Origin of the sequence: Mesorhizobium sp. M1169, from assembly GCF_040318345.1 — a bacterium.
Lineage (GTDB): Bacteria > Pseudomonadota > Alphaproteobacteria > Rhizobiales > Rhizobiaceae > Mesorhizobium.
In genome coordinates this window covers 63,540-85,253 of the sequence record NZ_JAMYME010000025.1, presented here as the reverse complement: position 1 = coordinate 85,253, position 21,714 = coordinate 63,540, and the positions used below count along the sequence as shown (strand labels likewise).

The window sequence follows — 21,714 nt, the reverse complement described above, 5'->3', positions numbered from 1 at the left end:
ACGCGGCCTGCCATGCAATAATGGTAAGGATCGGTCGCGGCGCTGGTCTCATTTTGCTTCCTTCAACAACTTGCCCAAACCCGGCGTGCCATGACTTGTTCCGCGACGACCGGACAGGGGTTTTGTCTCAGGCAAAAAAGTTCGGGTTGACCGCTTTCGAACGCGAAGCGACTATCCGTTCGAGGCGAAGATCGCAGGAGGAAATGCAATGGACGAGCCCGGTCAGTGGCGCCACATGTCGAGCGCGCCAAGGGACGGCAGCAGAATCCTTGTCACGGTTCGGCCGTCTGAGCAGGGTCCGGCCGAGGTCGACATGGCTTACTGGGCCCGCGCCGATCAGTTCGGCAGCGAAGGCTGGCGCGCCTCCGACTCGTCTCCAGGACGCATCGTCGAATATGCCGAACCCGAACTGAAGTGCTGGATGCCGCTGCCGTCGGCCAATCTCAGCAAGGGATCGATGCCGAGCCCCTGGGAGGGCGAAGATGTGCCGCTGGTGGATGGCTCCGGGATATGAGCTAGCGGGAAGGTAGTTTTGATCGCTGGCGGGACAGCGCCTCCCTCTGTCCTGCCGGACATCTCCCCCAAGAGGCCCAAAGGGGCCCCAAGGGGGAGGATAGGCAGCTTCACTGTCGGCCCTCAGAACAGGAATGCAGCTGTAGCGGGGTTCGGGCCGGTGCGGCCGTCGGGCGAATCCATGCCCCGGATAAGCTCGAGGTCCTTCGCTTCGAGCTCGAAATCGAAGACATCGAAATTGGCGGCGATGCGGTCCTGGTGGATCGACTTTGGAATGACGATCAGCCCTTCCTGAAGGTGCCACCTGACGATCGTCTGCGCCACCGACTTGCCGTGTTTCCTGGCGATGCTTTCAAGCGTCGGATCGCTCAACAGCCGGCCGCTGCCCAGCGGGCTCCAGCTCTCGATGCGGATGTTGTGGCTGTCGTGGAATTCACGTTTGTCACGCTGCTGGAAGCGGGGGTGGAGCTCGATCTGGTTGACGGTCGGCGTGACGCCGGTCTCGCCGATGATCCGTTCGAGGTGATCCTGGTTGAAGTTCGAAACGCCGATCGACTTGATCCGGCCTGATTGCCTGAGTTCGATCAGCGTCTTCCAGGCCTCGACATATCTGTCCTGGCTGGGCACCGGCCAATGGATCAGGAACAGGTCGATCTGTTCGATGCCGAGCTTGCTCATCGTTTCGTCGAAGGCGCGCAAGGCGGCGTCGCGCTGATGCGCGCCGTTGCGCAGTTTCGAGGTGATGAACAACTCGCTTCTCGGGACGCCGGCCGAGCGGATCGCCTGCCCGACACCTTCCTCGTTCTGATAGCCTTCGGCGGTGTCGATCAGCCTGTAGCCGGCCTCGATTCCCCAGCGCACCACCTTGGCGGTGATGGCTGGATCGACCTGCCACCCGCCGAGGCCGATTTGCGGAATGGCGGAGCCGTCGTTCAATCTGATTTGTTCAGGTCTATTCAGTGTAATCTGTTCAGGCATGTTCAGGTCCTTCTGCATCGTTCCGCCCGGCGCAGGCTCTATCTAGTCTGAATGGCCGCCAAAGCCAGTCGATATCAGGAGAATGTGAGGAGACGGACGTGAAGCGCTGATCCTCCGCTTCGGGCCGACAGCTCTCTGCGACCCACGGACTCCAGGGAACTCTATACAGGACGACCCCACTATCGCGGATTCTGTGGTATTCTGTGGACGATCCGAGGAGGCGACTGCGTTGACCAACAGCTTGGAAGCCGAAGGGGCAAGAGACTGGTCGCCCCTGCTGGTCGCGGCAGAACAAGGCGATGCGGAGGCGGTTCGATCGGAATTGGCGGCTGGCGCCGACATCAATCAGTCGGACGACGGCGGCTGGTCTGCACTTCACCTTTCAGCCCTCAATGGCCGCACAGCTGTGGTGGAGGCGCTGATCGAAGACCCGGAAATCGACGTGAATGCCAGAAACAAGTGGAAGAGCACGCCCTTGAGCCTTGCGTCGGCCAAGGGACATTACGCGTGTATCGCAGTCCTCGTGAGACACCCCCAAATAGAGATCAACGCGCGAGCTGACTACTACGGCAGAACGGCTCTTATCGAGGCGGCGAAGAACGGGCATCTCGAAGTCGTCAAGTTGCTCGTGGAGAATGGCGCGGAAGTAAATCTGACCGACAAGACGGGCAGAAACAACGCGCTCATCGAGGCTATCAAGGGGCGGCACTACGAGATCGCGGAATACCTGCTGGATTCTGGGAAAGTGAGCTTTATCAACAAAGAGATGAGGCTAAACGCCCTGATCTGGGCTGGCAGCTGCCACAACCCTCAGCTTATCGAAAAGCTGGAAGCCGCGATCCACCGTTTCTTCGACGGCAAATAAGGGCCTCGCCCTTACTGTCGCGGGGCGCGTCCGCATCTCCCGTCACGACAAGCTCGATGGCGCAAACGGTCCCGCGACGCTTCGCATAAATTATTCAACCAAATGGTTGACTATCTCAAAGCGTGCGTCTATATTCAACTACATGGTTGAATTAGAGACACCCAAGATGGACGCGGTTTTTCACGCCCTTGGCGACGCCACCCGGCGGCACATGCTTCGCGATCTCGCCGATGGCGAGAAAACGGTAAGCCAGCTGGCGGAACCCTTCGCGATGTCGCTCGCGGCGGCCTCCAAGCACATCAAGGCGCTGGAGAACGCAGGGCTTATTCGTCGAGAGGTGAGGGGCCGAACGCATCTGTGCCGACTAGCCCCTGGACCGCTGGCCAGCGCCCATCAGTGGCTCAGCTTCTACGAGCGCTTCTGGACCGGTCGTCTCGATGTTCTCGAACGCCTTCTTCGCGAAGAGGACGCACGCAAAGCCCAGGAAGAGCCCAGGAAATCGCCCAACTCAGAAGAAGGAGACGAGCAATGAACCAGATGAGAACCATCGACGCCTATGGCGAGCTGAGCGAGCCCGCCACGTTCACCATTCAGCGCCTCTTGCCCGGCCCCATCGAGCGCGTCTGGGCCTATCTCACCGAGAGTGACTTGCGCCGGCAATGGATGGCCGCGGGCCAGATGGAAATGAAGGCCGGCAGCTCGTTCGAATTGGTCTGGCGTAACGACGAGCTGACGGACCCGCCTGGCCAGCGACCAGCGGGCTTTCCCGAAGAGCATCGGATGGAGGGCCGGATCACCGAACTCGATCCGCCGCGCAAGCTTTCCATCACCTGGGGAAACACCGGCGGCGTCTCCTTCTTGCTGGAGGCGAAGGGTAACGATGTGCTGCTCACCGTCGTTCATCGCCGCCTGCCGGAACGTGCAATCCAGCTCAACATCACGGCCGGCTGGCACATACACCTCGACCTGCTGGCCGCCCGCCTGGCGGGCAAGACGCCGACCTCGTTCTGGGACGGCTGGAGCCGCCTGCGGGAAGAATACGACCGCCGCCTGCCGGCCTGATGTAACTCGCGGCGGCCATCCCTGAGGTCGCCGCCAGCAACACGAAGCAACGCTGAACCGATGAAACGTGCTTGCATCCCGCAAGCCTGATGGAGGAAGTCATGCGCAAATTAATCGCTGGAATGAAAATTTCCGTCGACGGCAAGATGGAGGGGCCCGAGGGTTACGCCGATTGGGTCGACGCGTGGTCGGACGAATACGGCCTGACGCCGCAAATCGACGCTTGCCTGCTTGGCAGCGTCATGTATGCCGGCTACGAGCGCTACTGGAGCGCCATCCAGAACGAGCCCGACAAGCCGCTGCCGATGACCGGCAAATTGCCGAAGCCGGCCGAGCTCGAATGGGCCCGCTTCGCCGCGCAGACCCCGCATTATGTGCTGTCGAACACAATGACTTCGGCGGCCTGGCCAAAGACGCGCTTCGTGCGGAATTTCGAGGATATCGCTGCACTGAAACAGCAGCCCGGCAAGGACATCTACCTTATGGGCGGCGCCCGAATTACCGCGAGCCTTATCGATGCCGGGCTGGTCGATGAGCTCAGGCTCATCGTCTATCCGCTGCTCGCCGGTGAAGGAAAGGCGCTGTTTGGGACGGCGAAAAATCGTCGTGGGCTCGAACTGCGCAAGGTCGAACAGCTTTCGGACGGCCGCGTTGGGCTGGTCTACGGGATCGGCTAAAGCGCGTCGCGTTCGATCGGCCTCATGCGATGCGCTTTTTACACGGCATGCATTAGCGCCAACGTCAGGCAACGACGCCGCGGCAGGCCCAGGCGACATTGGCAAAGGACCTCGGGCCGTCGGGCCGGCCGGCCTCATAGGCGTCGCGCATGGCGGCGTCGGTGCGCGCCCGCTCTTCCGGGTCGAGCGCGGCCACATACTTGCCGAGCGGCCCTTCGCCGGCGGCAATCGGCGCCCAGTAATCATCGAAATTTTGGTAGTCCATGCGGATCATCAACTGGGTTTCCGTAACGTCGCGGAGATCCTGTTCGACAAAGGTCCGTTTCATTTCACCCGGCTGCATCATCGGCTGCGTGCAATAGCGGGCACGCAACTGGCGTCCGCCTTCACTGAGCACCGCCACCGTGTCGATCATCATGCGCATCCCCGGCATGCCGCCGAGATGGTCCCATACCGTCGCCGCGACGACGCCGCCCGGCCGCACGACGCGGCGCATCTCGGCGACTGCCTTGCCGGCTTCGGGCACGAAATGGAGCACGAGCAGGGCTAGGGCACGGTCGAACGCGCCATCCTCAAAGGGCAGGGCGCAGGCATCCGCCTGACGGATTTTTATCCGCGGATCGGTGTTGCGTCGGATTGCCTCCTCGACGAAAACGGCCGAAAAGTCGATCGCCGCGACCTCGCCGAGGTCAGCGGCCTTGACGAGCGCGAAGGTCAGGCTGCCGGTACCGCAACCGACGTCGAGGATGTTTTCGCCGTCGGCAAGCCCCACGAAGTCGATGAACAGCGGCGCGAGTCTTTGGCTCCAGCGGCCCATGAGCTGCTCATAGCCGGCAGCATGATGAACATTGAAACTTGAAGTCATCGAAGCCTCCTCCCAAAGCCGTATGCTAGACTTCGGCGGCCGCTGACGAAAGCCACTTTTGGCGCGTGTTGGTTCGGCAGCCCGGAGCGCGCGAAGACATCGCCGGCCGGATTTGACGGCGCCGACCAGCCAGCCTCCGTGGCCTCGACCACCTATTCGGCGGGCAACCCGCGGCGCTTCCATTCGCTGCGCGGCACCGGATCTCCGACACGGAAGGCGAAGGAAATGACTTTCGTCGCGTCCGGATCGACCTCGCAACGATAGCTCAAATCGTACCACTGCCCGTTGGCACGGAAGGCGGTCCTGGGAACTTGCATGATAGTGCCTTCCTTCAGCCTGAATGAACGCAAGAGGTCGGGAAAATAGGGGGGCGAGGCGCGGCGCAACTGTTCGCGCAATTCCGTGAGGCAGAGCTGACCGATCCGCACGGGGCGGGGTATATTGCCCATTGCGCTTGTCGCTATCGGATCACCGGTTGCTGCTTCCGAGAACAACGTCTTGGCTTGCTGAAGCTTCAAGGGTTTTTGCTCCTTGACATCCGCTGGCTTGGGCTTCGGCGGCGGTGATGCGCCAGGCGACGGAGCCTGGTCTTTCCCCTCGACCGCTGTCACGGCAGGTGGCTGTGCAAGATCCTGGTTACTGGGAACTTGCGGCGCTGGCGGTTGTTCCGAACCATCCTCCGCACTGTTGCCGTCCAGAGACTTGCGAGGACCGGCGTCCTTCTCACCGAATTGGAAGACAGGTCTCTGCGCGGTGACCTCACGGCTCGTCGGCGTCTCGACCTTGGCTTCCGGCTGCTTTTCCGGCTTGGGCGGTTCAGCGGGGGACGGAGGTTTGGTTTTTTCCGGCGGTTTAGGCGGCGGCACGATATCAACTGCGATGGGCTGCTCCTTCTGCGGCTGCGGGGGCGACAGCGGCAGTGCGGACAAAAGAAGCGCGGCGGCGAGCAAATGCACGACCGCGGAGGCAGGCAAGGCCCACCCGAAAACCCGGCGCTGATCCCGTATGTCGTTTCTCATCATGACCGGTGTGTGGAATGAAATATTGGCGGCATCAAGCATCGATGCCGCCGGACGTCGAAATAACCCGTTGCGAATCGATAGTCGGCGGCTGCAACACGGCGCGGCATCCAATCGTGTGGCGTCGGCGTCCGCGCAGGGGACCGGGCCAGCAGCGCATGCGGCAAGTCGTCATTTCAGGCGGCTAGCAGGCACGCCCTGCCGGCACGGTGTCGCCGGTTGAAATCACAGGGAAACCGATAGCCCGCCGTCAACCGCCAGCACGTGCCCGTTGACGTAAGCGGCAGCGTCGGAGGCGAGAAACACCACGGCTCCGCCGAGCTCCTCAGGCTGGGCCCAGCGGCCCGCGGGGGTTCGTGCCTCGACCCATTTGGTGAAGGCCTCGTCGCGCATAAGTGCGGTGTTGAGCTCGGTGGCGAAATAGCCGGGGGCGATCGCGTTGACGGTGATGCCGTGACGGCCCAGCTCAGCGGCAGTGGAGCGTGTCAGCCCGTGCAGGCCCGCCTTTGCCGCCACATAGGCGTGAATGGTGGGACGGCCAAGGATCGCTGCGACCGATCCGGTGTTTATTATGCGCCCGAACTTGTTTGGCAGCATCAGGCGCACCGCGTCGCGCATCATGCGGAAGCAAGCCGACAGATTGACGGCAACCACATGGTTGAAATCCTCGTCCTGCCATTCGACCAGCGGTTTACGATGCTGGATGCCGGCGTTGTTGACCAGAATATCGAGGCGGCCGTGGCGTTCGACGATTCCTTCGAGCGACGCCCTTGAGATCGCCGCGTCGGTGACATCGAACGGCAGGGCTTCTGCACCGATCCTTTCGGCGGCCGCGGAAAGGGCGGCCATGTCGCGCGCATTGACGATCACCGTCGCGCCGTTTTCCGCAAGTGCCTTGGCCATGGCAAAACCAAGACCACGCGAGGCACCCGTGACCAATGCGACACGGCCCTTGAGCGAGAACAATTCCGGCATTGAGATCCCCTGTGAAAAGGGCGGGAGTTTCCTCCCGCCCAAAAGCACTATTTGGCGACGCAAGTGTCGGCTGTCTCCGGAGTGCAGACATCGAGGCCCGTGTAGGTCGGGTCGGCCGGCGGAGCCTTGCCCTCCTTCATTTCCTTCAGCGCCATCATCGTCTTGTAGCCCATCTCGAACGGCCGCTGGCCGACCTGGCCAAGGGAGAAACCTTCCTTCATCTGGTCGATCTGTACCGGAAGCGTGTCGGCAACGACAAGGGCCAGGGCTTTCGAGGCGATCTTGTCCTTGTACGGTGCGACCGCGGCGCGGTTGGCATCGGGAATGAACTGCGGGAAGCCACCGGTTGGGACGAATGCGTCGAGGTTCGGGTTTTTCGCCATGATATCCTCGAACTGTTGCACCGAAAGCGGGAAATCATCGTTGGTGTAGAGCGGACAGCCTTCGATTTCGGTCCAGCCGTTCTGGCCCGTCAGCCGATCCCCGGGCGAGGCCGCCGATTTGGTGCCCGAAAGCGTATCGCGAATGCCCTGCATGCGCTCGTTGTGGTTGGCCGCCGCGGCGCCGCCGGACTGGATGCAGATCGTGCCGCCTTTGGGCTTGATCTGCATTACAAGCTTGGCGAGGTTCTCGCCGATTTCGTAATTGTGCGTGCCGATATAGGCAACGCGGAGATCCTTGTTTTCGGGCAGGAGATCGGAGTCCCAGGTGAGGACCGGGATGCCGGCTTCCTTGGCGGCCTGCAGCGCAACCGCCATCGCCGCGGCGTTCGATGGCGACACGGCGATGCCGTCCACCTTCTTGGCCACGAGGTCCTGTACGATCTGCACCTGCTCGTCGCCACCACCATGTTCGCCGGGGCCGATATACATGCACTCCACGGCGCCATTGGATTCGGCCTCGGCTTTCTTGCAGCCGTCGCGTGCCTGGTCGAAGAAAGGATTGTTCATGTTCTTCGGCACCAGGGCGAAGGTGTATTTCGCCTGGGCGCCGGAAACGGCGAGCACCATTGCGCCAAGCGCCACGGCGGCCGTCAGCAGATGTTTTTTCATGTGACGTTCTCCTCCTGGGTGTGATCCCGCAAGCCTCCCGCCGGCGGGTTTCTAGCGGCGTTTTTTGGGCATCAAGACTGCCAGCGACGCGGCGAGAATCGATTTGCCGCCGGTTTGCATGCCCAAAAGAACCGCAAGAACGATGAAGGCGCCGACGAAGGCACCCTGCCAATTTGAATCGATACCGGCCATCAGCAGCGCATTCCTGATCACCTCGAGGAAGGCCGAACCGATGATCGCACCGAAGGCCGTGCCGGCGCCGCCCATGAGGCTGGCGCCGCCAATGACTGTCGCGGCGATAACGCGCAGCTCGTAGCCCTGGCCCATGGCATTGATGGCCGAGCCGTTATAGCCGAGGAGCAGGAGCGAGGCGAGCGCGGCGGTGAAAGCCGAGAAGACATAGGCCTGGAATTTAATCCAGTTGACCGGAACGCCGGTGAGCCGTGCCGCCTCCTCATTGCCGCCGATGGCGAAGAGATGCCGGGCCCAGGCTGTGAAGTTGAATACGAAGCCGAGAATCAGGGCCAAGATCACCATGGTCCAGAATTGTGACGACAGTTCTGGTATCCAATGCGGTGCCCAGTCGTTCGGACCATGCCGCGGCCATTTCCACTGACCGATTGCCTTCACGATCGGAGCATCGGGCCCGAACTGGTAGAGCATCTGGTTGGCCGAGAATACGACCGCCAGCGAGCGCGCGACGGACAGCATACCGAGGGTGACCACAAAGGACGGCATCCCGACATAGGCGACAAAGAATCCGTTGACCGCGCCACAGGCCAGACCGGAGAAAAGGCCCATGGCGAAGGCGACGTACCAGGGATAATGCCAAGTGAGGAACAGGCCGGCGACGATGACCACGAGACCCATGACGGAGCCGACCGACAGATCGATACCGCCGGTGATGATGACGATCGTCATGCCAAGTGCCATGATGCCGAAAGGTGCGAAATTGCGCGTCACATTGGCGACATTTTCAGACGTGCCGAAGCTCGGCTCCATCGCAGTCATCAACATGACGAGCGCGATGAGCGCGATCGTCACCCAGAAGGGCTGACTTGAAATCACACGCTGGAGAACTGTTTTTTCCTTGGTCGGGACGAAATCCGACATGGCCGGCCGGCCATGTTCTTCGACTGAGCCCTGAACGCCAATTGACTCCTGAACACTATTCGCCACGGATGGCCCCCGTTATCAGTCCAGTGATTTCCTCGGGCGATGTTTTGTCGGCTGGCTTGTCGGCAACTTTCGAGCCCCGCCTGAGGACGATAATGCGATCTGCCACGGCGAACACGTCAGGCATTCGGTGACTGATCAGCATGACGCCGACTCCTTGTGCTTTGAGGCGTCGGATCAGTTCGAGTACTTCCGCCACCTGGCGCACGGAGATGGCGGCCGTTGGTTCGTCCATCAGCACCAGCTTGGCATTTGAAAGCCGGGTCCGCGCGATGGCGACCGCCTGGCGCTGCCCACCCGACATCTTCCTGACGAGGTCGCGCGGCCGGGTTTCCGATTTGAGTTCCTTGAACAGCGCTGCCGAGCGATCGATCATCGCCTGCTTGTCAAGAATCCTGATCGGCCAGAAGCCTTTCTTGATCTCGCGCCCCAGAAAGACGTTCTGCGCGGCCGTCAGATTATCGGCGAGCGCCAGGTCCTGATAAACAACTTCGATCCCCTTGGCGCGGGCCTGCACGGGCTGGTGGAAGTGGCACACCTCGCCCTCGACTACAATTTCGCCGTCGCTCGGAGGAAAATTCCCGGCCACAGTCTTGACTATCGTCGACTTGCCGGCGCCGTTGTCCCCCATCAGACCAACGACTTCGCCTCGCTCCACCTGGAAGCTGACGTCAGTCAGGGCCTGGATAGCCCCGAAATTCTTGGAGACGTGGCAAACCTCAAGCACCGGCATCGCGGTCCTCCCGGGACAACATTTATCGGTCTTGTCCCTGGTCAATGCACAGCAGCTAATCAGCGAAACGTATTCAACACAATCATTTATTAGGTCAGGCCTTCCGGCCGTAACGCGCCTCGTCCAAGTGTGACTTGTAGCTGCTGCAGAGCACCGAGGCGCTCGGCCGATCCGTACAACAGCCACCAGGCGATCCTCATGCTTGCGCCGCTTCATATCCGTTTCGGGTGAAATGAGTGGGCATTTTTCGAGCGGTGCCAACGCCTCGGGTATGGAGCGCGGCAGAACACGGCTATGCGTCATTCAAACACACGAGGACAGTGGCCAAGCCTGTCCCTAGCGTGCGTCGGCCAGAGCGCACGTCAGGAGATGAACCCGCATTCGGGGGAGGCGAGGGTCAAGTATTGAAAATCCGCTCCTTGCCGGCGCTGCACGAGAGGGATATTCGGTCATGAATTTCAAAGGTTTGATCAAGCGTGCCGAGACAGTGGAGAGAGCGTTCAAGGAGCTCGAAACCGATTTGGCGGATGCGTTTAGCGAATGTCTCAATGTGGACGATCAGTCGCCGTTGAACGACGTCACTGTGCCGGATGAGACGGTATCGGATGAGAATCTCGCGACAACGGATGACAGCTCGCAGCTCGAAGCCAATGCGGACGCCTTCGAGACCGCACGACGGCTGTCCCCCCATACGCAAACCCGGCTGGCTGCCTTAAATGCGGTCGATGGGCTCTTTCACGACGCGCAGGAGTATCTGGGGGAGATCAATGCGAAACTGTCGGAGATCGCGACCTCGCATCATCTGACGGGCGAATTCCTGAAACTGCTTCACGGCGACATTCTTCGCGCCAACGAATTGGAGCTGGCAAATACCGGCCTGACCGCGCAGCAAAGGGTGCTGTCCGAACAGCTCCACGATGCAACCAGAAAGCAGCGCGAGCGCGACAGCGCTATCGAGGCCCTGCAGCAGCACGAGGCGAGCCTGGTCGAGGACAAGGAAGCACTTCGCGGCGCGCTGGCTGCGGCAAGGCTGGAACTCGTCGTCGCAGGCAATGCGAGCGCAAAACGCGAGGCCGAGTTCGGCGAGCTTGTCAAAACGCTCTCGGCCAGAGCGGTCGAGGCCAACAGACGCTCGCGCGAGAACGAGATGCTGCGGGAGAAGCATGTCAGTCTGTCGATCGATCTCGACAAGGCGCTGAAACGGGAGGCCGAGGCGCGGCACAGGCTGGACGAACTCTCGACCGTCCATGCCAATGACGCCGCGCAGGTTTCCGAACTGCTGGCCGCGCTTGGCAAGAGCGAGAAAGAGGAAATGCGGCTGCAGAAATCGCTCGATATGGCGCAGACGAAGCTATCGGAAATAACGGAAGCGGCCCGCCTCAGGGACGGTGACAGGGAAGCCGAGCTTGCACGCAGTGTCGCGGAGATGACCGGCTTGCGTTCTGAAATCGAGGACCTTCGATCGCGGCTGGAAGCCGCCTCCAACCACAACAGCGAAGCCGTCACCGAGATCGCCAGGCTCAAGGCTCAAGCGAGCGACGCGGTGGCCGAAAAGCAAATTGTCGAGCAAAAATTGTCCGCTCTCACGAAGGAGAGCGAACACGACAAGATGAACCTTTCCGCGGTCAGCGCGAATTTTTCGCAGCTTTCCCTGCAGCAGGCATCCGAACAGATACAGTTCGACGTCCAGCGGCAGGAATGCGAGGATCTGCGAGCCGAAGTCGCGTCGCTTCAAGCCCGGGTCAAGGAACTGTTGCCCTATGAGCGGCTCCACAAGGCCACCAACGCCAGACCGCGTGAAGACGGCGTGGTCGAGATCACCGCCGCGGTGGCGGAGAAGGCCCGCGCCAGCAGGCGGCGCCTTCGCCTGCGCGCTGCTTCGTAGCTCAGGCGCGGCTGTCTGAATTTCGACTGGTGCGAAGCGAACATCCGTCGATGGAAGCGATCCTTGGGGCTGGCCTCCCCTGCGTCAGGCTGCAATAGTGCACGCCGGTGAGGCGGAGGGGGCTGAGCGTGCGGCTATTCACAAACCGGAACCACCTCCGTTGGAGGTTGGCCGTCATCGCAATCATGGTGCTTTCGCCGAAGGCGGCGTCGGCCGACACCATTACGCCCGACCGGGTCGCCGCGGCCATTGCGAAGCTCGAATTGCTTGCCGAAGGCGTCGTCGCGGATGGTAGCGTGCCCGGTCTGGCCATCGGCGTCGTGCACGGCGACGAGGTGATCTTCCTCAAGGGGTTCGGGCATCGCGAAGCCGGAAAACCGGAGATCGTCGATGCTGACACGGTCTTCCAGATTGCCTCGCTCTCCAAGCCGGTCTCCGCCACCGTCGTGGCGGCGCTGGTCAGCGACGGGATCGCTTCGTGGGATTCCAAGATCGCCGACCTCGATCCGGCTTTCCGGCTCGCTCAGCCCTATCCGACCAGCGAACTCACGGTCCGCGACCTGTTTGCGCACCGCAGCGGGCTTCCCGGCACCGCCGGCGACGACCTCGAGGACATCGGCTATGACCGCGCGGAGATCCTGCGCCGGCTGCGGTTCGCGTCGCCGTCATCGAGCTTTCGTGCGGGCTATTCCTACAGCAATTTCGGACTGACCGAGGGTGCGGTCGCGGCCGCGAAGCCGACGGGTAAATCATGGGAAGAGGTCGCCGAAGAGAAGCTCTACCGTCCGCTTGGAATGGCCTCGACCAGCTCCCGTCATTCGGACTTCATCAAGCACGCCAACCGCGCCGAGCTCCACGCCAAAATCGATGGCGCCTGGATCGCGAAGGTCCAGCGCTATCCGGATGCGCAGGCGCCAGCAGGCGGCGTCAGCTCCACCGCACGCGACCTCTCGCAATGGATGCGCCTTGTGCTCGGCAACGGGGTCTATGCCGGCAAGAGACTCATTGCCGCCGATGCGCTGGAACAGACACATATTCCCTTGATGGTTCGCGGCAAGAACCCCGTCTCCGGAGGCGAGGCCTTCTACGGCCTCGGCTGGAATATCGAATTCGGCCGGCACGGGCTGATCTGGGGTCATGCGGGCGCCTTCAGCACCGGCGCACGCAGTCTGGTGATGCTCTTCCCCGAGGAGAAGCTTGGCATCGTCGTCATCGCCAACGCCTTTCCGACAGGCGTGCCGGACGGGCTGTCCGACAGCTTCGCCGATCTCGTCTTCGACGGAACCCTGGGCAAGGATAAGATAAAGGCATGGAATGATATCTATGCGAGCATGTTCGGCCCGGTGATTGCGGCGGCCAAGGCCACCTATGCCGCGCCGCCCTCTCCAGCAAGTCCGGCCGAGCCGGCCAGTGCCTATGCAGGCCGTTACTTCAACGACTTCTTCGGCGAAGCTATTGTGTCGGGCGAAGGAGACGCTCTTGTCCTTAAGGTCGGGCCTGCCGGTGCGCGGTCTTATCCACTGAAGCATTTCAACCGCGACCTCTTCGTGACCTTCCCCGATGCCGAGATGCCGGACAGGCCTTCGGCTGTCAGCTTTGCCCTCGGCCCCGACGGCAAGGCGTCGGCCATGACCGTTGATTTTCTCAACGACAATCATCTCGGCACGCTGCGGCGCGTGGGGGATTAGCCACCGGCGGTGAGGGAGCCTATGCCGGGCCGAACTGAAGCAATTTGAAGCAATTGCCGCTTCCCGACTTCAACTGCGTCAGGAAGCCTTTCGACCGGTCGATCCATTCCTGGTGCGATCTGGCATCGGCTTCGATTTCATTGGCCGGTGCAAGCTTGACGAAGCCGCGCCCCGTGCTGAAAAGCCAGCACGCGCGGCCGAGAAACCGCCTGCTGCGCTGGCGCAGCAGATCGGCATCATAAAAGACGTCGAGCACCTCCTGCTTGATCTTCCGCTCCTTTTCGGGATTGGCAATCGCAACCTCGATCGGCTCGCCGCCGATCGCATCCTGCAGGTCCTTGTAATCCAGGGCGATCTGGGTAGTGGCATATTTGATGTCGCTCTCGTTCCGGACGATGTTGAACCAAAGCATTGGGTTGAGCTCGTTGACGACGAACGATGCTTCGAAATCGCGTGACAGATTGAGAATATCGAACCCCTGAACATCGACGTCGCGCTCGACCAGAAGGATCTGGGAAACCTGCTTGGCAAGCCCCGTTCCGTGGGCGCTGACAGCGGCGTTGTCACCGCCGTGTTCCGGACTGACATAGGCACCGCCATCATCCAGCAGCGCGTCGAATTCGCCGAGGGCCTCCACGACAGCGCTGCCGCGGGCAACACGCGCTGCCAGTTTGGCGAGAACCTGCTGGAGCTCCGTTTCGCGTTTGCGCTGGTCCTGATAATTCTGCTGAAAAAAGAAGATGAACAGGGACACGCCAATCCCGATCAGGATCACGCCCAGCTGCGAAAAGATATTGCGATAATATTCCAGCAGCTTTTCACGATGGCGTACGTCGTCACGCACACTGTGCGCCACGCGAAGATTGACGATCAGCGAAACGACCAGGAGCCCGGCGCCGACCAGGATCAGGCCACCGATCAGCAGGTAGCCATGTCGTGAGTTGAAGTCCATTGCTTTGCCGCGCTCCCGAAACCCCAGACAGCGCAGACTAATACCATTCCGCCTCAACACCTACGATCATCCCCACCATTCGGCCACTGTTCTTACAGCCAGGACTACGCTCGCCATCCGCCTCGTTTCGTGGCGGTCTTCTCGCAGCCGGATTCAGGCCGCGTGCTTGGAACCAATGACCGGCGAGACTGTTCAGCTATGACTTTGATACGACGCCGACGTGCCCGGCCGGCTGGGCATGCGGCGATCTTGAGGAGTTCTCATCATGAAGATTTCGTCCAGATTTCGTTCAGTCGCAGTTGCCGTCATCGCTGCGGCGGCAGTTAGCTTTGCCAGCGTCGCGCATGCCGACAGCGGTACGATCCGCTTCGCCGTCTACAAGGCGGCCTTCTTTATCGGCGGCTCCGGAGGCGAGGGCACACTGACCTTCCATGGTCGCCGATATCCGATCTCGGTCGGCGGCATCTCGGGCGGCCTCGCCTTCGGCGCCTCCAAGACCTATTTCAAAGGTACCGTGCGCCACATACGCCGCGCCCGGGATGTGACGGGGGTGTACGGTGCAGCGGGCGGTGGCGGCGCGCTCGGCAAAGGAGCCCAGGTGATCGTCATGACCAATGACAAGGGTGCCCAACTCGAACTCACGGGCAGGCAGGTAGGCCTGCAAGTCAATGCCGATCTCAGCGGTATGAGCATCTCGCTGAAATGAAATAAGGACAGTCACTGCATTCGTTATTCCTTGGATGGGCCGGATTTGGCCGCTCCAAACCGCAGCCCATCCATCAGCAGCGACACCAATCGGCGCGAGCGATCGCGCCAGTCCTTGGTGTCCGGGGCCGAATAGATGCCGCCCAGCGCATGCAGCACGTCGGAGGCATCGACATCGCCGCGGATCGAGCCGTCGGCGACCGCAGCATCGATCAGCCGCCGCAAGGCGAGCGTCACCCTGCCGGAAACGTCGGAGAACAGGGTTGAGTTGGTCGTGAGCAGGATGCGCAGGCTTGTCGACAGCCCGCGCTTGGTGGCGATGTAGTCGACGAAGCGCTGCATCCATTGTTCGAGCGCCATGTCGGGCGCATGATCGCGGGCGAGTTCGTCGGCCGCCTGGCACAGTCCTTCCACTTCGCGCCGATAAACCACCTCGACCAGGTGCTCGCGGGTTGGGAAATGCCGGTAGAGCGTGCCGATGCCGACGCCGGCCTGGCGCGCAATCTCCTCCAGCGAGGCATCGACGCCTTGCGCGGCAAAGGCTTTTGCCGCGACCTCGACCAGAGCATCGCGGTTGCGCTGCGCGTCGGCGCGCAGCGGCTTTGCAACGGCGGCTTCGGTTTTGTCTCCAGAAATGACGGGCGGCTCCGCGGCCAATTTTTTCTCCAGTGCTGATCCGAAGCATACCCGGATAGGCAGGCCCCGTTTCAAGAACGCAGACGCTTCCACCTTCGTTACGTCTCCGACAAATATAATCGCAAGTAAATATAATCACAGGATCGGGTCTGGGCCGGCGTTCCGGCAGGCGAGGCATCTTGCCCGCCTCCAGTGCACGGCCCGTGGATGACGTCCGGAGGATGACGACGGAGGATATTTCCTCGCGGCCGGCACTCGTCATCTGTTCGGCCGATGCCGTGGGGCAAAAATGAGCCCATGTTGAGCACGATCCCCTCAGGATCATTGGACTGTCCTGCCCCTACAGACAGTTCAGAGAGCACCACCGGCTTGGGCCGGTGGTGCTTTTTTGTCTCCAGGCACGACGGCCGGCTGCCTGCCAATTTCCTCCAATTTTGATCATTTTCGATCCTGGGCTTGAACAGGACGGAGCAGGCCCTTAGGTAATAAGCGGAGGCGCCTCCGATTGTGGAGCGCCTTTCTCATGTAATCACGGGATCGGGTATGTCACGTCTTTCGACCTCCCAAGCCGCAGCCCTCCCGGAGCTCGCGCCAAGTCGAACCGACCCCCTCTGCCCTGCCGGGCACTTCCCCCAAGAGGAAGATAGCCTTCACCTAGCCATAAGCTGACCTTGCCGCTCGCCGGCCGGGCACCAGATCATCCCCTCCCGCGTCAAGCAACTGGAGCCAGACGCCCCATGACAAGCAAAACCCGAACTCCAATCCAACTTCGAATCAACGGACATCGACATGAGCTGGAGGTCGAACCGCGCGTTACCCTGCTCGACGCCTTGCGCGACCATCTCGGGCTGACCGGCACCAAGAAGGGCTGCGACCAGGGCCAGTGCGGCGCCTGCACCGTTCATATCGACGGCCAGCGCGTGCTGGCCTGCCTGACGCTTGCCACTCAGGCTGAAAGCAGGGACATCACCACCATCGAAGGGCTTGCCGGGGAGGATGGCACGCTGCATGCGGTGCAGGCCGCCTTCCTCGAACAGGATGCCTTCCAGTGCGGCTATTGCACGCCGGGCCAGATCATGTCGGCGGTCGCCTGCATTCGCGAAGGCCATGCCGGCTCGAATGAGGAGATCCGCGAATACATGGCCGGCAATCTCTGCCGCTGCGGCGCCTATCCGCATATCGTCGCCGCCGTGCGCCAGGCGGCCATGGAGGCCGCGTCATGAGAGACTTTTCGTATCTCCGCGCCGGCTCCGTCGATGCAGCCCGTGAGGCAGCAGCACTTCCCGGCGTCATGCTTCTCGCCGGCGGCACGACGCTTGTCGATCTCGCGAAATGCGGCGTTGCCGAACCCGAGACCGTGGTCGACATCACCCATCTCAAGGGACTGGACACGATTGCCGTTGATGACCGGGGCGCCACGATCGGGGCGCTGGCCAGGATGAGCACCGTCGCCGACCATGCCGGTATCAAGAGCCGGTTCCCTGCCGTTTCGGAGGCGCTGTGGCAGGCGGCATCGGCGCAGCTGCGCAACATGGCGACGATCGGCGGCAATCTGATGCAGCGTACACGCTGCCCCTATTTCCGCGATCCGGCGAATTTCCCCGCCTGCAACAAGCGCTCGCCCGGCAGCGGCTGCTCGGCGATTGGCGGCGTCACCCGCGGCCATGCCGTGCTCGGCACCAGCGAGGCCTGCGTCGCCACCTATCCCGGCGACCTGGCGGTTGCACTCGTCGCCTTCGACGCGATTGTCCATCTCGGCGACCGTCAGATCGCCGTCGATGATTTTTTCCTGTTGCCGGGCAGCACGCCCGAAAGGGAGCATGCGATTGAGTCCGGCGAGATGATCACCGCGATCGGCATTCCCGCTTCGGCGGCCGCCCGCCGCTCGACCTATCTCAAGGTCCGCGACCGCCAGTCCTATGAATTCGCCGCGGCAAGTGCCGCGGTCGGCATCGAATTCGAGGCCGACGGAAGGACGATCCGCGATCTGCGCGTCGCGCTTGGCGGCGTCGCCACCAAGCCATGGCGCGCCCTTGCCGTCGAAGAGGCGCTGAAAGGCAAAGTGCTCGAGCCGGAGGTCGTCAGGCAAGCCAGCCTGCTCGCCGTCGAGGGCGCCGTCGACCGTGGCGCCAACCACTACAAGATCGAACTGGCGCCGCGCGTCGTCGCCCGCGCCATCCTCAAAATGGGAGAAACGGCATGACCGTTCACGAGTTGAGAACAAGACCCGGCGATGCCAAACGCGGCGACGCTTCGGACGGTGCCGTCCTCGCCGATCAGGTCGGCGGTCGGCTGTCGCGCGTCGACGGCCCGGCCAAGATCACCGGTGCCGCCAAATACGCCGTCGAGCAGCAGCTCGAGGGGCTTACCCATGCGGTGCTGGTCGAGAGCACCATTGCCGCCGGCCGGGTGCGTTCGATCGACACGGCCGCGGCCAAGGCGTCGCCCGGCGTGCTGCTGGTGCTGACGCCCGACAATATCCTGCCGCTGAGAACCGCAACGGACTGGCTGGGCACGCCGCCGCCGGACGTCGCCTATTGCCCGCTGGCGCGCGACATCACCTTCAGCGGCCAGCATGTCGCGGCGGTGGTGGCCGAGAGTTTCGAGCAGGCGGTCGCCGCCGCGGCGCTGGTCAAGATCGCCTATGACGAGGCGCCGGCGATCGTCGACCTCAGCGATCCAAAGGCCGGCGACGGCATCCCCGTCGATGCGATGACCAAGGAATGGGGCGAAGCGGAGACAGCGTTCGCCTCGGCTCCGGTCAGGATCTGCAACGCCTACAACACGCCGCGCGAATACCAGGCGCCGATGGAGCCGCATGGCCTGATCGCAAAGTGGCAGGGCGACCAGTTGACGGTCTGGGAGCCGAGCCAATGGCTCGACGGCATGGCGCGGACCTATGCCGAATGGTTCGGCGTGCCGTTCGAGAATGTACGACTGGTCTCGCCCTATATTGGCGGCGGCTTCGGCTCCAAGGCGTTTGCCTATGGCTACGGCGCTGTAGCGGCAGTCGCCGCGAAAATGCTGGGACGGCCGGTGAAGCTGGCGGTCACCAGGCCGCAGACCTTCACCGCCTATGGCGGACGGGCGGCGACGCGCCAGACCGTGGCGCTCGGCGCCAACGCGGAGGGCCAGATCCAGTCGATCGTGCATCGCGGCGTCAACGAGACCTCGGTCGACGGCATGTGGGTCGAGCCGCTCGGCTCGGTCACCTCGGTCATGTACGCGACGCCGAATTTCTCGTCGCGGCAGAACGTCGTGCGGGTCAACACGGTGGTGCCGGGGGCATTGCGCGCGCCGGGCGAGAACCCGAGCGCCTTCGGCATCGAAAGCGCCATCGACGAGCTCGCCTATGAGGTCGGTATCGATCCGCTGGAAATCCGGCTCAGGAACTATGCCGAGCAGGACCCGCATGCGAAGAAGCCGTGGTCGACACGGCAGCTGCGTGAGGCCTTTGCGGCCGGCGCCGAAGCCTTTGGCTGGTCGAAGCGGAACCCCCGGCCGCGTTCGATGCGCGACGGCAACCAGCTGATCGGCTGGGGTGTCGCGGCAGGTACCTATCCGGTGCGGCGCGCCTATGGCGAGGCGGTCGTGCGTATTCTCGCCGACGGCTCGGTCGAGGTCGAAAGCTCATCGATCGACATGGGGCAGGGCACCTACACGATCCTGGCGCAGACCGCCGCCGAGGTGGTGGGCGTGCCGGCGGAAAACGTCGTCGTCAAGCTTGGCGATTCCCGCTATGCCCGTGCCGGCGTCACCGGCGGTTCGCGGCTGGCCGGGGTGATGACCGGCGCCGTCCACAAGGCGGCGAGTGCCGCGCTCGACCAGCTGATCGGGCTCGCCATCAGCGATCCGGCTTCGCCGTTCCATGCGCTGCAGGCCAACACGCTCGTCGTCGCCAATGGCCGCATCGCCTCGCCGCGCGGCAACGGCCCTGAGGTTTCGATCGCCGAACTGCTCAGCAGCGTCGGGCGCGAGCATATCGAGGCGAAGGGCGACACCATGCCGGCCAATTCGACGGTCGAGGACCGCTACAAGAACTACACCACCATAGCCATGGCGCTGCCACACACCGAGGGCGACTATTCCCGCCACAGCTGGTGCGCGCATTTCATCGAAGTCCGCGTCGACGAGGACTTTGGCACGGTTCGCGTTTCCCGCGTGGTGTCGGCGCTGGATTCGGGCCGGCTCTACAATCCCAAGCTCGCCGAAAGCCAATGGAAGGGCGGCATCATCATGGGCATCGGCCAGGCGCTGCTCGAGGAGGGCATCGTCGACCGCCGGCATGGGCGCATCGTCAACAACAATCTCGCCGACTATCTCATCGCCACCAATGCCGACATTCCCGACATCGAGGTGATCTCGGTCGGTATTCCCGATCCGCATTCCTCGGTGCTGGGCGGCAAGGGGGTCGGCGAGCTGGGCATCGTCGGCGTGGCGCCGGCGATCGCCAACGCGGTATTCCACGCCACCGGGAAAAGGGTGCGGGATCTGCCGATCACGCTGGAGAAGCTGATTTAGGCGGAGGTTGGGACTGTCGGCGCGTTGGCGATTGGCGAAAGCCGAGGTGACGACCGATCTCCCCGCCAGAGGCAGGGCAATCGCATTTGGATTCTTACGAAGATGGACCCCCACCCTAACCCTCCCCACAAGGGGGAGGGAACGCTGCCGCCCGCCCTTACTTTCCCTTTTGGCGCCGAAAGGCAGGCAATTTGCCGAGGTCAGCGCCAACGAAAGTCTCCCTCCCCCTTGTGGGGAGGGGCTAGGGGTGGGGGTACGTCGTAGAGCGAAAGCCTCGGCTTTCCATCTGCGATAGCCCTGCCGCCAGAGGGGAGATCGGCAGCTTCAACGCTTTGCCTTTTTCAGGCTCACCACGACAGACTGAACGCGAGCTTGCCGAAATGCCGGCCGCCGGCTGCCATGTGGGCGTAGGCCTCGGTCGCCTGGTGCTGGCTGTAGACAGTGTCGATGACCGGATCGATACGGGCGGCGCCGATGGCCCGCGCCGCGTCGCGCAGGTCGGATACCGAACCGGTGTTGTTGCCCACAACCTTGAGTGCCTTGATGATGATCGGCAGCAGGTTCGTGGTGGCCTCGGCGCCGGTGACGAAGCCGATGGCGAACACCGTGCCGCCGGGCGCCGCGGCATTGATGGAGCGGGCGAAGGTAGCCGCGCCGGCGGTTTCGACGATCAGGTCGGCGCCGAGCCCGTCGGTCAACTCGAGCACCTTGGCGTCCCAGTCCGGCGTCTCACGATAATTAATGAGATGGTCCGCACCCAAGGCCTTGGCGCGCGCCAGCTTTTCGTCAGACGACGAGGTGATGATGACCGTGGCGCCGGCTGCCTTGGCCAGCTGCAGGGTCAGGATCGAGACACCGCCGGTACCGAGCAGGACGACGACCGACCCCGGCCCGGCATCGGCGGCGCGAAGCGCATTCCACGCGGTGGTGCCGGCGATCGGCAGCGTCGCTGCCGCTTCGAAGGACAGATGCGCCGGCATCGGCACGACGGCATTGGCCGGCAGCGCGACGTATTCGGCGAGCGAGCCGGGCAGTGTCAGCCCGCGCATCTCTCTGGTCTCATAAGGCCGCGGACGGCCGCCGATCCAGCGCGGTTTTGCATGGGCGATGACGCGGTCGTTGATGGCGAGCCTCGACACGCCCTCGCCGATGCCGACGATCTCTCCGGCGCCGTCGACGACGGGAATGAGCGGAAAGCTCGGACCTGGATAGTTGCCGCTCGCTATCGCGACATCGACAAAATTGAGGCTTGCGGCGCGCAGGCGGATCAGCACTTCGCCGCGCTGCGGTTCAGGCGTGGGAACGGTGGCCGCGCGAAACGCGTCCAGTCTCGGGGCAGTCAGTTCGATCGCTTTCATGTCTCACTCCGGTTGATGGCCGATTGACGGGCCGGGATTGAGTGAAACTAGCTG

21 protein-coding genes are annotated in these 21,714 nt (G+C 62.7%); 11 read left to right on the top strand and 10 right to left on the bottom strand.

The window, feature by feature from the left end; genetic code table 11:
• Positions 1–208 precede the first annotated feature (208 nt).
• Positions 209–514, top strand: coding sequence for a hypothetical protein (locus NKH41_RS22445; RefSeq protein ID WP_023677305.1), 306 nt, complete (start codon positions 209–211; stop codon positions 512–514).
• Positions 515–636: 122 nt separating this feature from the next.
• Here the strand turns inward: NKH41_RS22445 and NKH41_RS22440 are convergent, their stop codons facing one another.
• Positions 637–1,491, bottom strand: a complete 855-nt coding sequence (locus NKH41_RS22440) for an aldo/keto reductase (RefSeq protein ID WP_352770532.1) — start codon at positions 1,489–1,491, stop codon at positions 637–639.
• Positions 1,492–1,720: 229 nt separating this feature from the next.
• On the opposite strand from NKH41_RS22440, the gene NKH41_RS22435 reads away from it, so the two are divergent.
• The 4 genes from NKH41_RS22435 (at position 1,721) to NKH41_RS22420 (ending at position 4,095) form a co-directional block, all read left to right on the top strand.
• Positions 1,721–2,356: an ankyrin repeat domain-containing protein gene (locus NKH41_RS22435; RefSeq protein WP_352472190.1), complete on the top strand. Its 636-nt coding sequence runs from the start codon at positions 1,721–1,723 to the stop codon at positions 2,354–2,356.
• A gap of 142 nt (positions 2,357–2,498) precedes the next feature.
• On the top strand, positions 2,499–2,888 hold the full coding sequence (locus NKH41_RS22430; protein WP_352472205.1) for an ArsR/SmtB family transcription factor: 390 nt from the start codon (positions 2,499–2,501) through the stop codon (positions 2,886–2,888).
• Positions 2,885–3,418: an SRPBCC family protein gene (locus NKH41_RS22425; protein WP_352472189.1), complete on the top strand. Its 534-nt coding sequence runs from the start codon at positions 2,885–2,887 to the stop codon at positions 3,416–3,418. The genes NKH41_RS22430 and NKH41_RS22425 overlap by 4 nt, the downstream gene beginning before the upstream one ends.
• 101 nt (positions 3,419–3,519) lie before the next feature.
• Complete coding sequence (locus NKH41_RS22420) at positions 3,520–4,095, top strand: dihydrofolate reductase family protein (RefSeq protein ID WP_352472188.1); 576 nt, start codon at positions 3,520–3,522, stop codon at positions 4,093–4,095.
• Between the two features lie 64 nt (positions 4,096–4,159).
• On the opposite strand, the gene NKH41_RS22415 is transcribed toward NKH41_RS22420, so the two are convergent.
• From NKH41_RS22415 to NKH41_RS22390, 6 genes are all read right to left on the bottom strand, one after another.
• Positions 4,160–4,960 (bottom strand): class I SAM-dependent methyltransferase, encoded by an 801-nt coding sequence (locus NKH41_RS22415; RefSeq protein WP_352472187.1) that lies wholly within the window; start codon positions 4,958–4,960, stop codon positions 4,160–4,162.
• 152 nt (positions 4,961–5,112) lie between these two features.
• Positions 5,113–6,021 (bottom strand): DUF930 domain-containing protein, encoded by a 909-nt coding sequence (locus NKH41_RS22410; protein ID WP_352472186.1) that lies wholly within the window; start codon positions 6,019–6,021, stop codon positions 5,113–5,115.
• A gap of 183 nt (positions 6,022–6,204) precedes the next feature.
• Positions 6,205–6,954 (bottom strand): glucose 1-dehydrogenase, encoded by a 750-nt coding sequence (locus tag NKH41_RS22405; protein ID WP_352451446.1) that lies wholly within the window; start codon positions 6,952–6,954, stop codon positions 6,205–6,207.
• 47 nt (positions 6,955–7,001) lie between these two features.
• Positions 7,002–8,006 carry a sugar-binding protein gene (locus NKH41_RS22400; protein ID WP_023677316.1) on the bottom strand — a complete coding sequence of 335 codons (1,005 nt, stop codon included), beginning with the start codon at positions 8,004–8,006 and terminating at the stop codon, positions 7,002–7,004.
• A gap of 51 nt (positions 8,007–8,057) precedes the next feature.
• Positions 8,058–9,119 carry an ABC transporter permease gene (locus tag NKH41_RS22395; protein WP_352472185.1) on the bottom strand — a complete coding sequence of 354 codons (1,062 nt, stop codon included), beginning with the start codon at positions 9,117–9,119 and terminating at the stop codon, positions 8,058–8,060.
• A 55-nt stretch (positions 9,120–9,174) separates the two neighbouring features.
• Entirely contained in the window at positions 9,175–9,915 is a 741-nt protein-coding gene (locus tag NKH41_RS22390) for an ATP-binding cassette domain-containing protein (protein WP_352451444.1), read from the bottom strand.
• 451 nt (positions 9,916–10,366) lie between these two features.
• Between NKH41_RS22390 and NKH41_RS22385 the strand changes: the two genes are divergently transcribed.
• Entirely contained in the window at positions 10,367–11,800 is a 1,434-nt protein-coding gene (locus NKH41_RS22385) for a coiled-coil domain-containing protein (protein ID WP_352472183.1), read from the top strand.
• A 185-nt stretch (positions 11,801–11,985) separates the two neighbouring features.
• Positions 11,986–13,488, top strand: coding sequence for a serine hydrolase (locus NKH41_RS22380; protein WP_352770705.1), 1,503 nt, complete (start codon positions 11,986–11,988; stop codon positions 13,486–13,488).
• A gap of 19 nt (positions 13,489–13,507) precedes the next feature.
• Here NKH41_RS22380 and NKH41_RS22375 read toward each other — a convergent pair whose 3' ends face one another.
• The gene (locus tag NKH41_RS22375; protein ID WP_352472182.1) at positions 13,508–14,440 is read right to left on the bottom strand and encodes a hypothetical protein; all 933 of its coding nucleotides are present in this window, start codon (positions 14,438–14,440) and stop codon (positions 13,508–13,510) included.
• 265 nt (positions 14,441–14,705) lie between these two features.
• On the opposite strand from NKH41_RS22375, the gene NKH41_RS22370 reads away from it, so the two are divergent.
• Positions 14,706–15,146 (top strand): lipid-binding SYLF domain-containing protein, encoded by a 441-nt coding sequence (locus tag NKH41_RS22370; protein WP_352451439.1) that lies wholly within the window; start codon positions 14,706–14,708, stop codon positions 15,144–15,146.
• Between the two features lie 23 nt (positions 15,147–15,169).
• Here the strand turns inward: NKH41_RS22370 and NKH41_RS22365 are convergent, their stop codons facing one another.
• A complete protein-coding gene (locus tag NKH41_RS22365; RefSeq protein ID WP_023677324.1) occupies positions 15,170–15,802 on the bottom strand; it encodes a TetR/AcrR family transcriptional regulator in 633 nt (210 codons plus the stop codon).
• Positions 15,803–16,518: 716 nt separating this feature from the next.
• On the opposite strand from NKH41_RS22365, the gene NKH41_RS22360 reads away from it, so the two are divergent.
• From NKH41_RS22360 to NKH41_RS22350, 3 genes are read left to right on the top strand one after another with little or no spacing between them, the layout of a single operon-like run.
• Positions 16,519–17,004 carry a (2Fe-2S)-binding protein gene (locus NKH41_RS22360; RefSeq protein ID WP_352472181.1) on the top strand — a complete coding sequence of 162 codons (486 nt, stop codon included), beginning with the start codon at positions 16,519–16,521 and terminating at the stop codon, positions 17,002–17,004.
• Complete coding sequence (locus tag NKH41_RS22355; RefSeq protein ID WP_352472180.1) at positions 17,001–17,984, top strand: FAD binding domain-containing protein; 984 nt, start codon at positions 17,001–17,003, stop codon at positions 17,982–17,984. Before NKH41_RS22360 ends, NKH41_RS22355 begins: the two co-directional genes overlap by 4 nt.
• On the top strand, positions 17,981–20,302 hold the full coding sequence (locus tag NKH41_RS22350) for a xanthine dehydrogenase family protein molybdopterin-binding subunit (protein ID WP_352541191.1): 2,322 nt from the start codon (positions 17,981–17,983) through the stop codon (positions 20,300–20,302). Before NKH41_RS22355 ends, NKH41_RS22350 begins: the two co-directional genes overlap by 4 nt.
• 347 nt (positions 20,303–20,649) lie before the next feature.
• Here the strand turns inward: NKH41_RS22350 and NKH41_RS22345 are convergent, their stop codons facing one another.
• Positions 20,650–21,660 carry a zinc-dependent alcohol dehydrogenase family protein gene (locus NKH41_RS22345; RefSeq protein ID WP_352770537.1) on the bottom strand — a complete coding sequence of 337 codons (1,011 nt, stop codon included), beginning with the start codon at positions 21,658–21,660 and terminating at the stop codon, positions 20,650–20,652.
• Positions 21,661–21,714: the final 54 nt, after the last annotated feature.

Bases quoted from the DNA above. Each gene is read 5' to 3' on its own strand.
- NKH41_RS22380 (WP_352770705.1), top strand. From the start codon at position 11,986: ATGGTGCTTTCGCCGAAGGCGGCGTCGGCCGACACCATTACGCCCGAC.
- NKH41_RS22390 (WP_352451444.1), bottom strand. From the start codon at position 9,915: ATGCCGGTGCTTGAGGTTTGCCACGTCTCCAAGAATTTCGGGGCTATC.
- NKH41_RS22440 (WP_352770532.1), bottom strand. From the start codon at position 1,491: ATGCCTGAACAGATTACACTGAATAGACCTGAACAAATCAGATTGAAC.
- NKH41_RS22345 (WP_352770537.1), bottom strand. From the start codon at position 21,660: ATGAAAGCGATCGAACTGACTGCCCCGAGACTGGACGCGTTTCGCGCG.
- NKH41_RS22360 (WP_352472181.1), top strand. From the start codon at position 16,519: ATGACAAGCAAAACCCGAACTCCAATCCAACTTCGAATCAACGGACAT.
- NKH41_RS22425 (WP_352472189.1), top strand. From the start codon at position 2,885: ATGAACCAGATGAGAACCATCGACGCCTATGGCGAGCTGAGCGAGCCC.
- NKH41_RS22355 (WP_352472180.1), top strand. From the start codon at position 17,001: ATGAGAGACTTTTCGTATCTCCGCGCCGGCTCCGTCGATGCAGCCCGT.
- NKH41_RS22415 (WP_352472187.1), bottom strand. From the start codon at position 4,960: ATGACTTCAAGTTTCAATGTTCATCATGCTGCCGGCTATGAGCAGCTC.
- NKH41_RS22405 (WP_352451446.1), bottom strand. From the start codon at position 6,954: ATGCCGGAATTGTTCTCGCTCAAGGGCCGTGTCGCATTGGTCACGGGT.
- NKH41_RS22445 (WP_023677305.1), top strand. From the start codon at position 209: ATGGACGAGCCCGGTCAGTGGCGCCACATGTCGAGCGCGCCAAGGGAC.
- NKH41_RS22420 (WP_352472188.1), top strand. From the start codon at position 3,520: ATGCGCAAATTAATCGCTGGAATGAAAATTTCCGTCGACGGCAAGATG.
- NKH41_RS22410 (WP_352472186.1), bottom strand. From the start codon at position 6,021: ATGCTTGATGCCGCCAATATTTCATTCCACACACCGGTCATGATGAGA.
- NKH41_RS22375 (WP_352472182.1), bottom strand. From the start codon at position 14,440: ATGGACTTCAACTCACGACATGGCTACCTGCTGATCGGTGGCCTGATC.
- NKH41_RS22430 (WP_352472205.1), top strand. From the start codon at position 2,499: ATGGTTGAATTAGAGACACCCAAGATGGACGCGGTTTTTCACGCCCTT.
- NKH41_RS22370 (WP_352451439.1), top strand. From the start codon at position 14,706: ATGAAGATTTCGTCCAGATTTCGTTCAGTCGCAGTTGCCGTCATCGCT.
- NKH41_RS22385 (WP_352472183.1), top strand. From the start codon at position 10,367: ATGAATTTCAAAGGTTTGATCAAGCGTGCCGAGACAGTGGAGAGAGCG.
- NKH41_RS22395 (WP_352472185.1), bottom strand. From the start codon at position 9,119: ATGTCGGATTTCGTCCCGACCAAGGAAAAAACAGTTCTCCAGCGTGTG.
- NKH41_RS22350 (WP_352541191.1), top strand. From the start codon at position 17,981: ATGACCGTTCACGAGTTGAGAACAAGACCCGGCGATGCCAAACGCGGC.
- NKH41_RS22400 (WP_023677316.1), bottom strand. From the start codon at position 8,006: ATGAAAAAACATCTGCTGACGGCCGCCGTGGCGCTTGGCGCAATGGTG.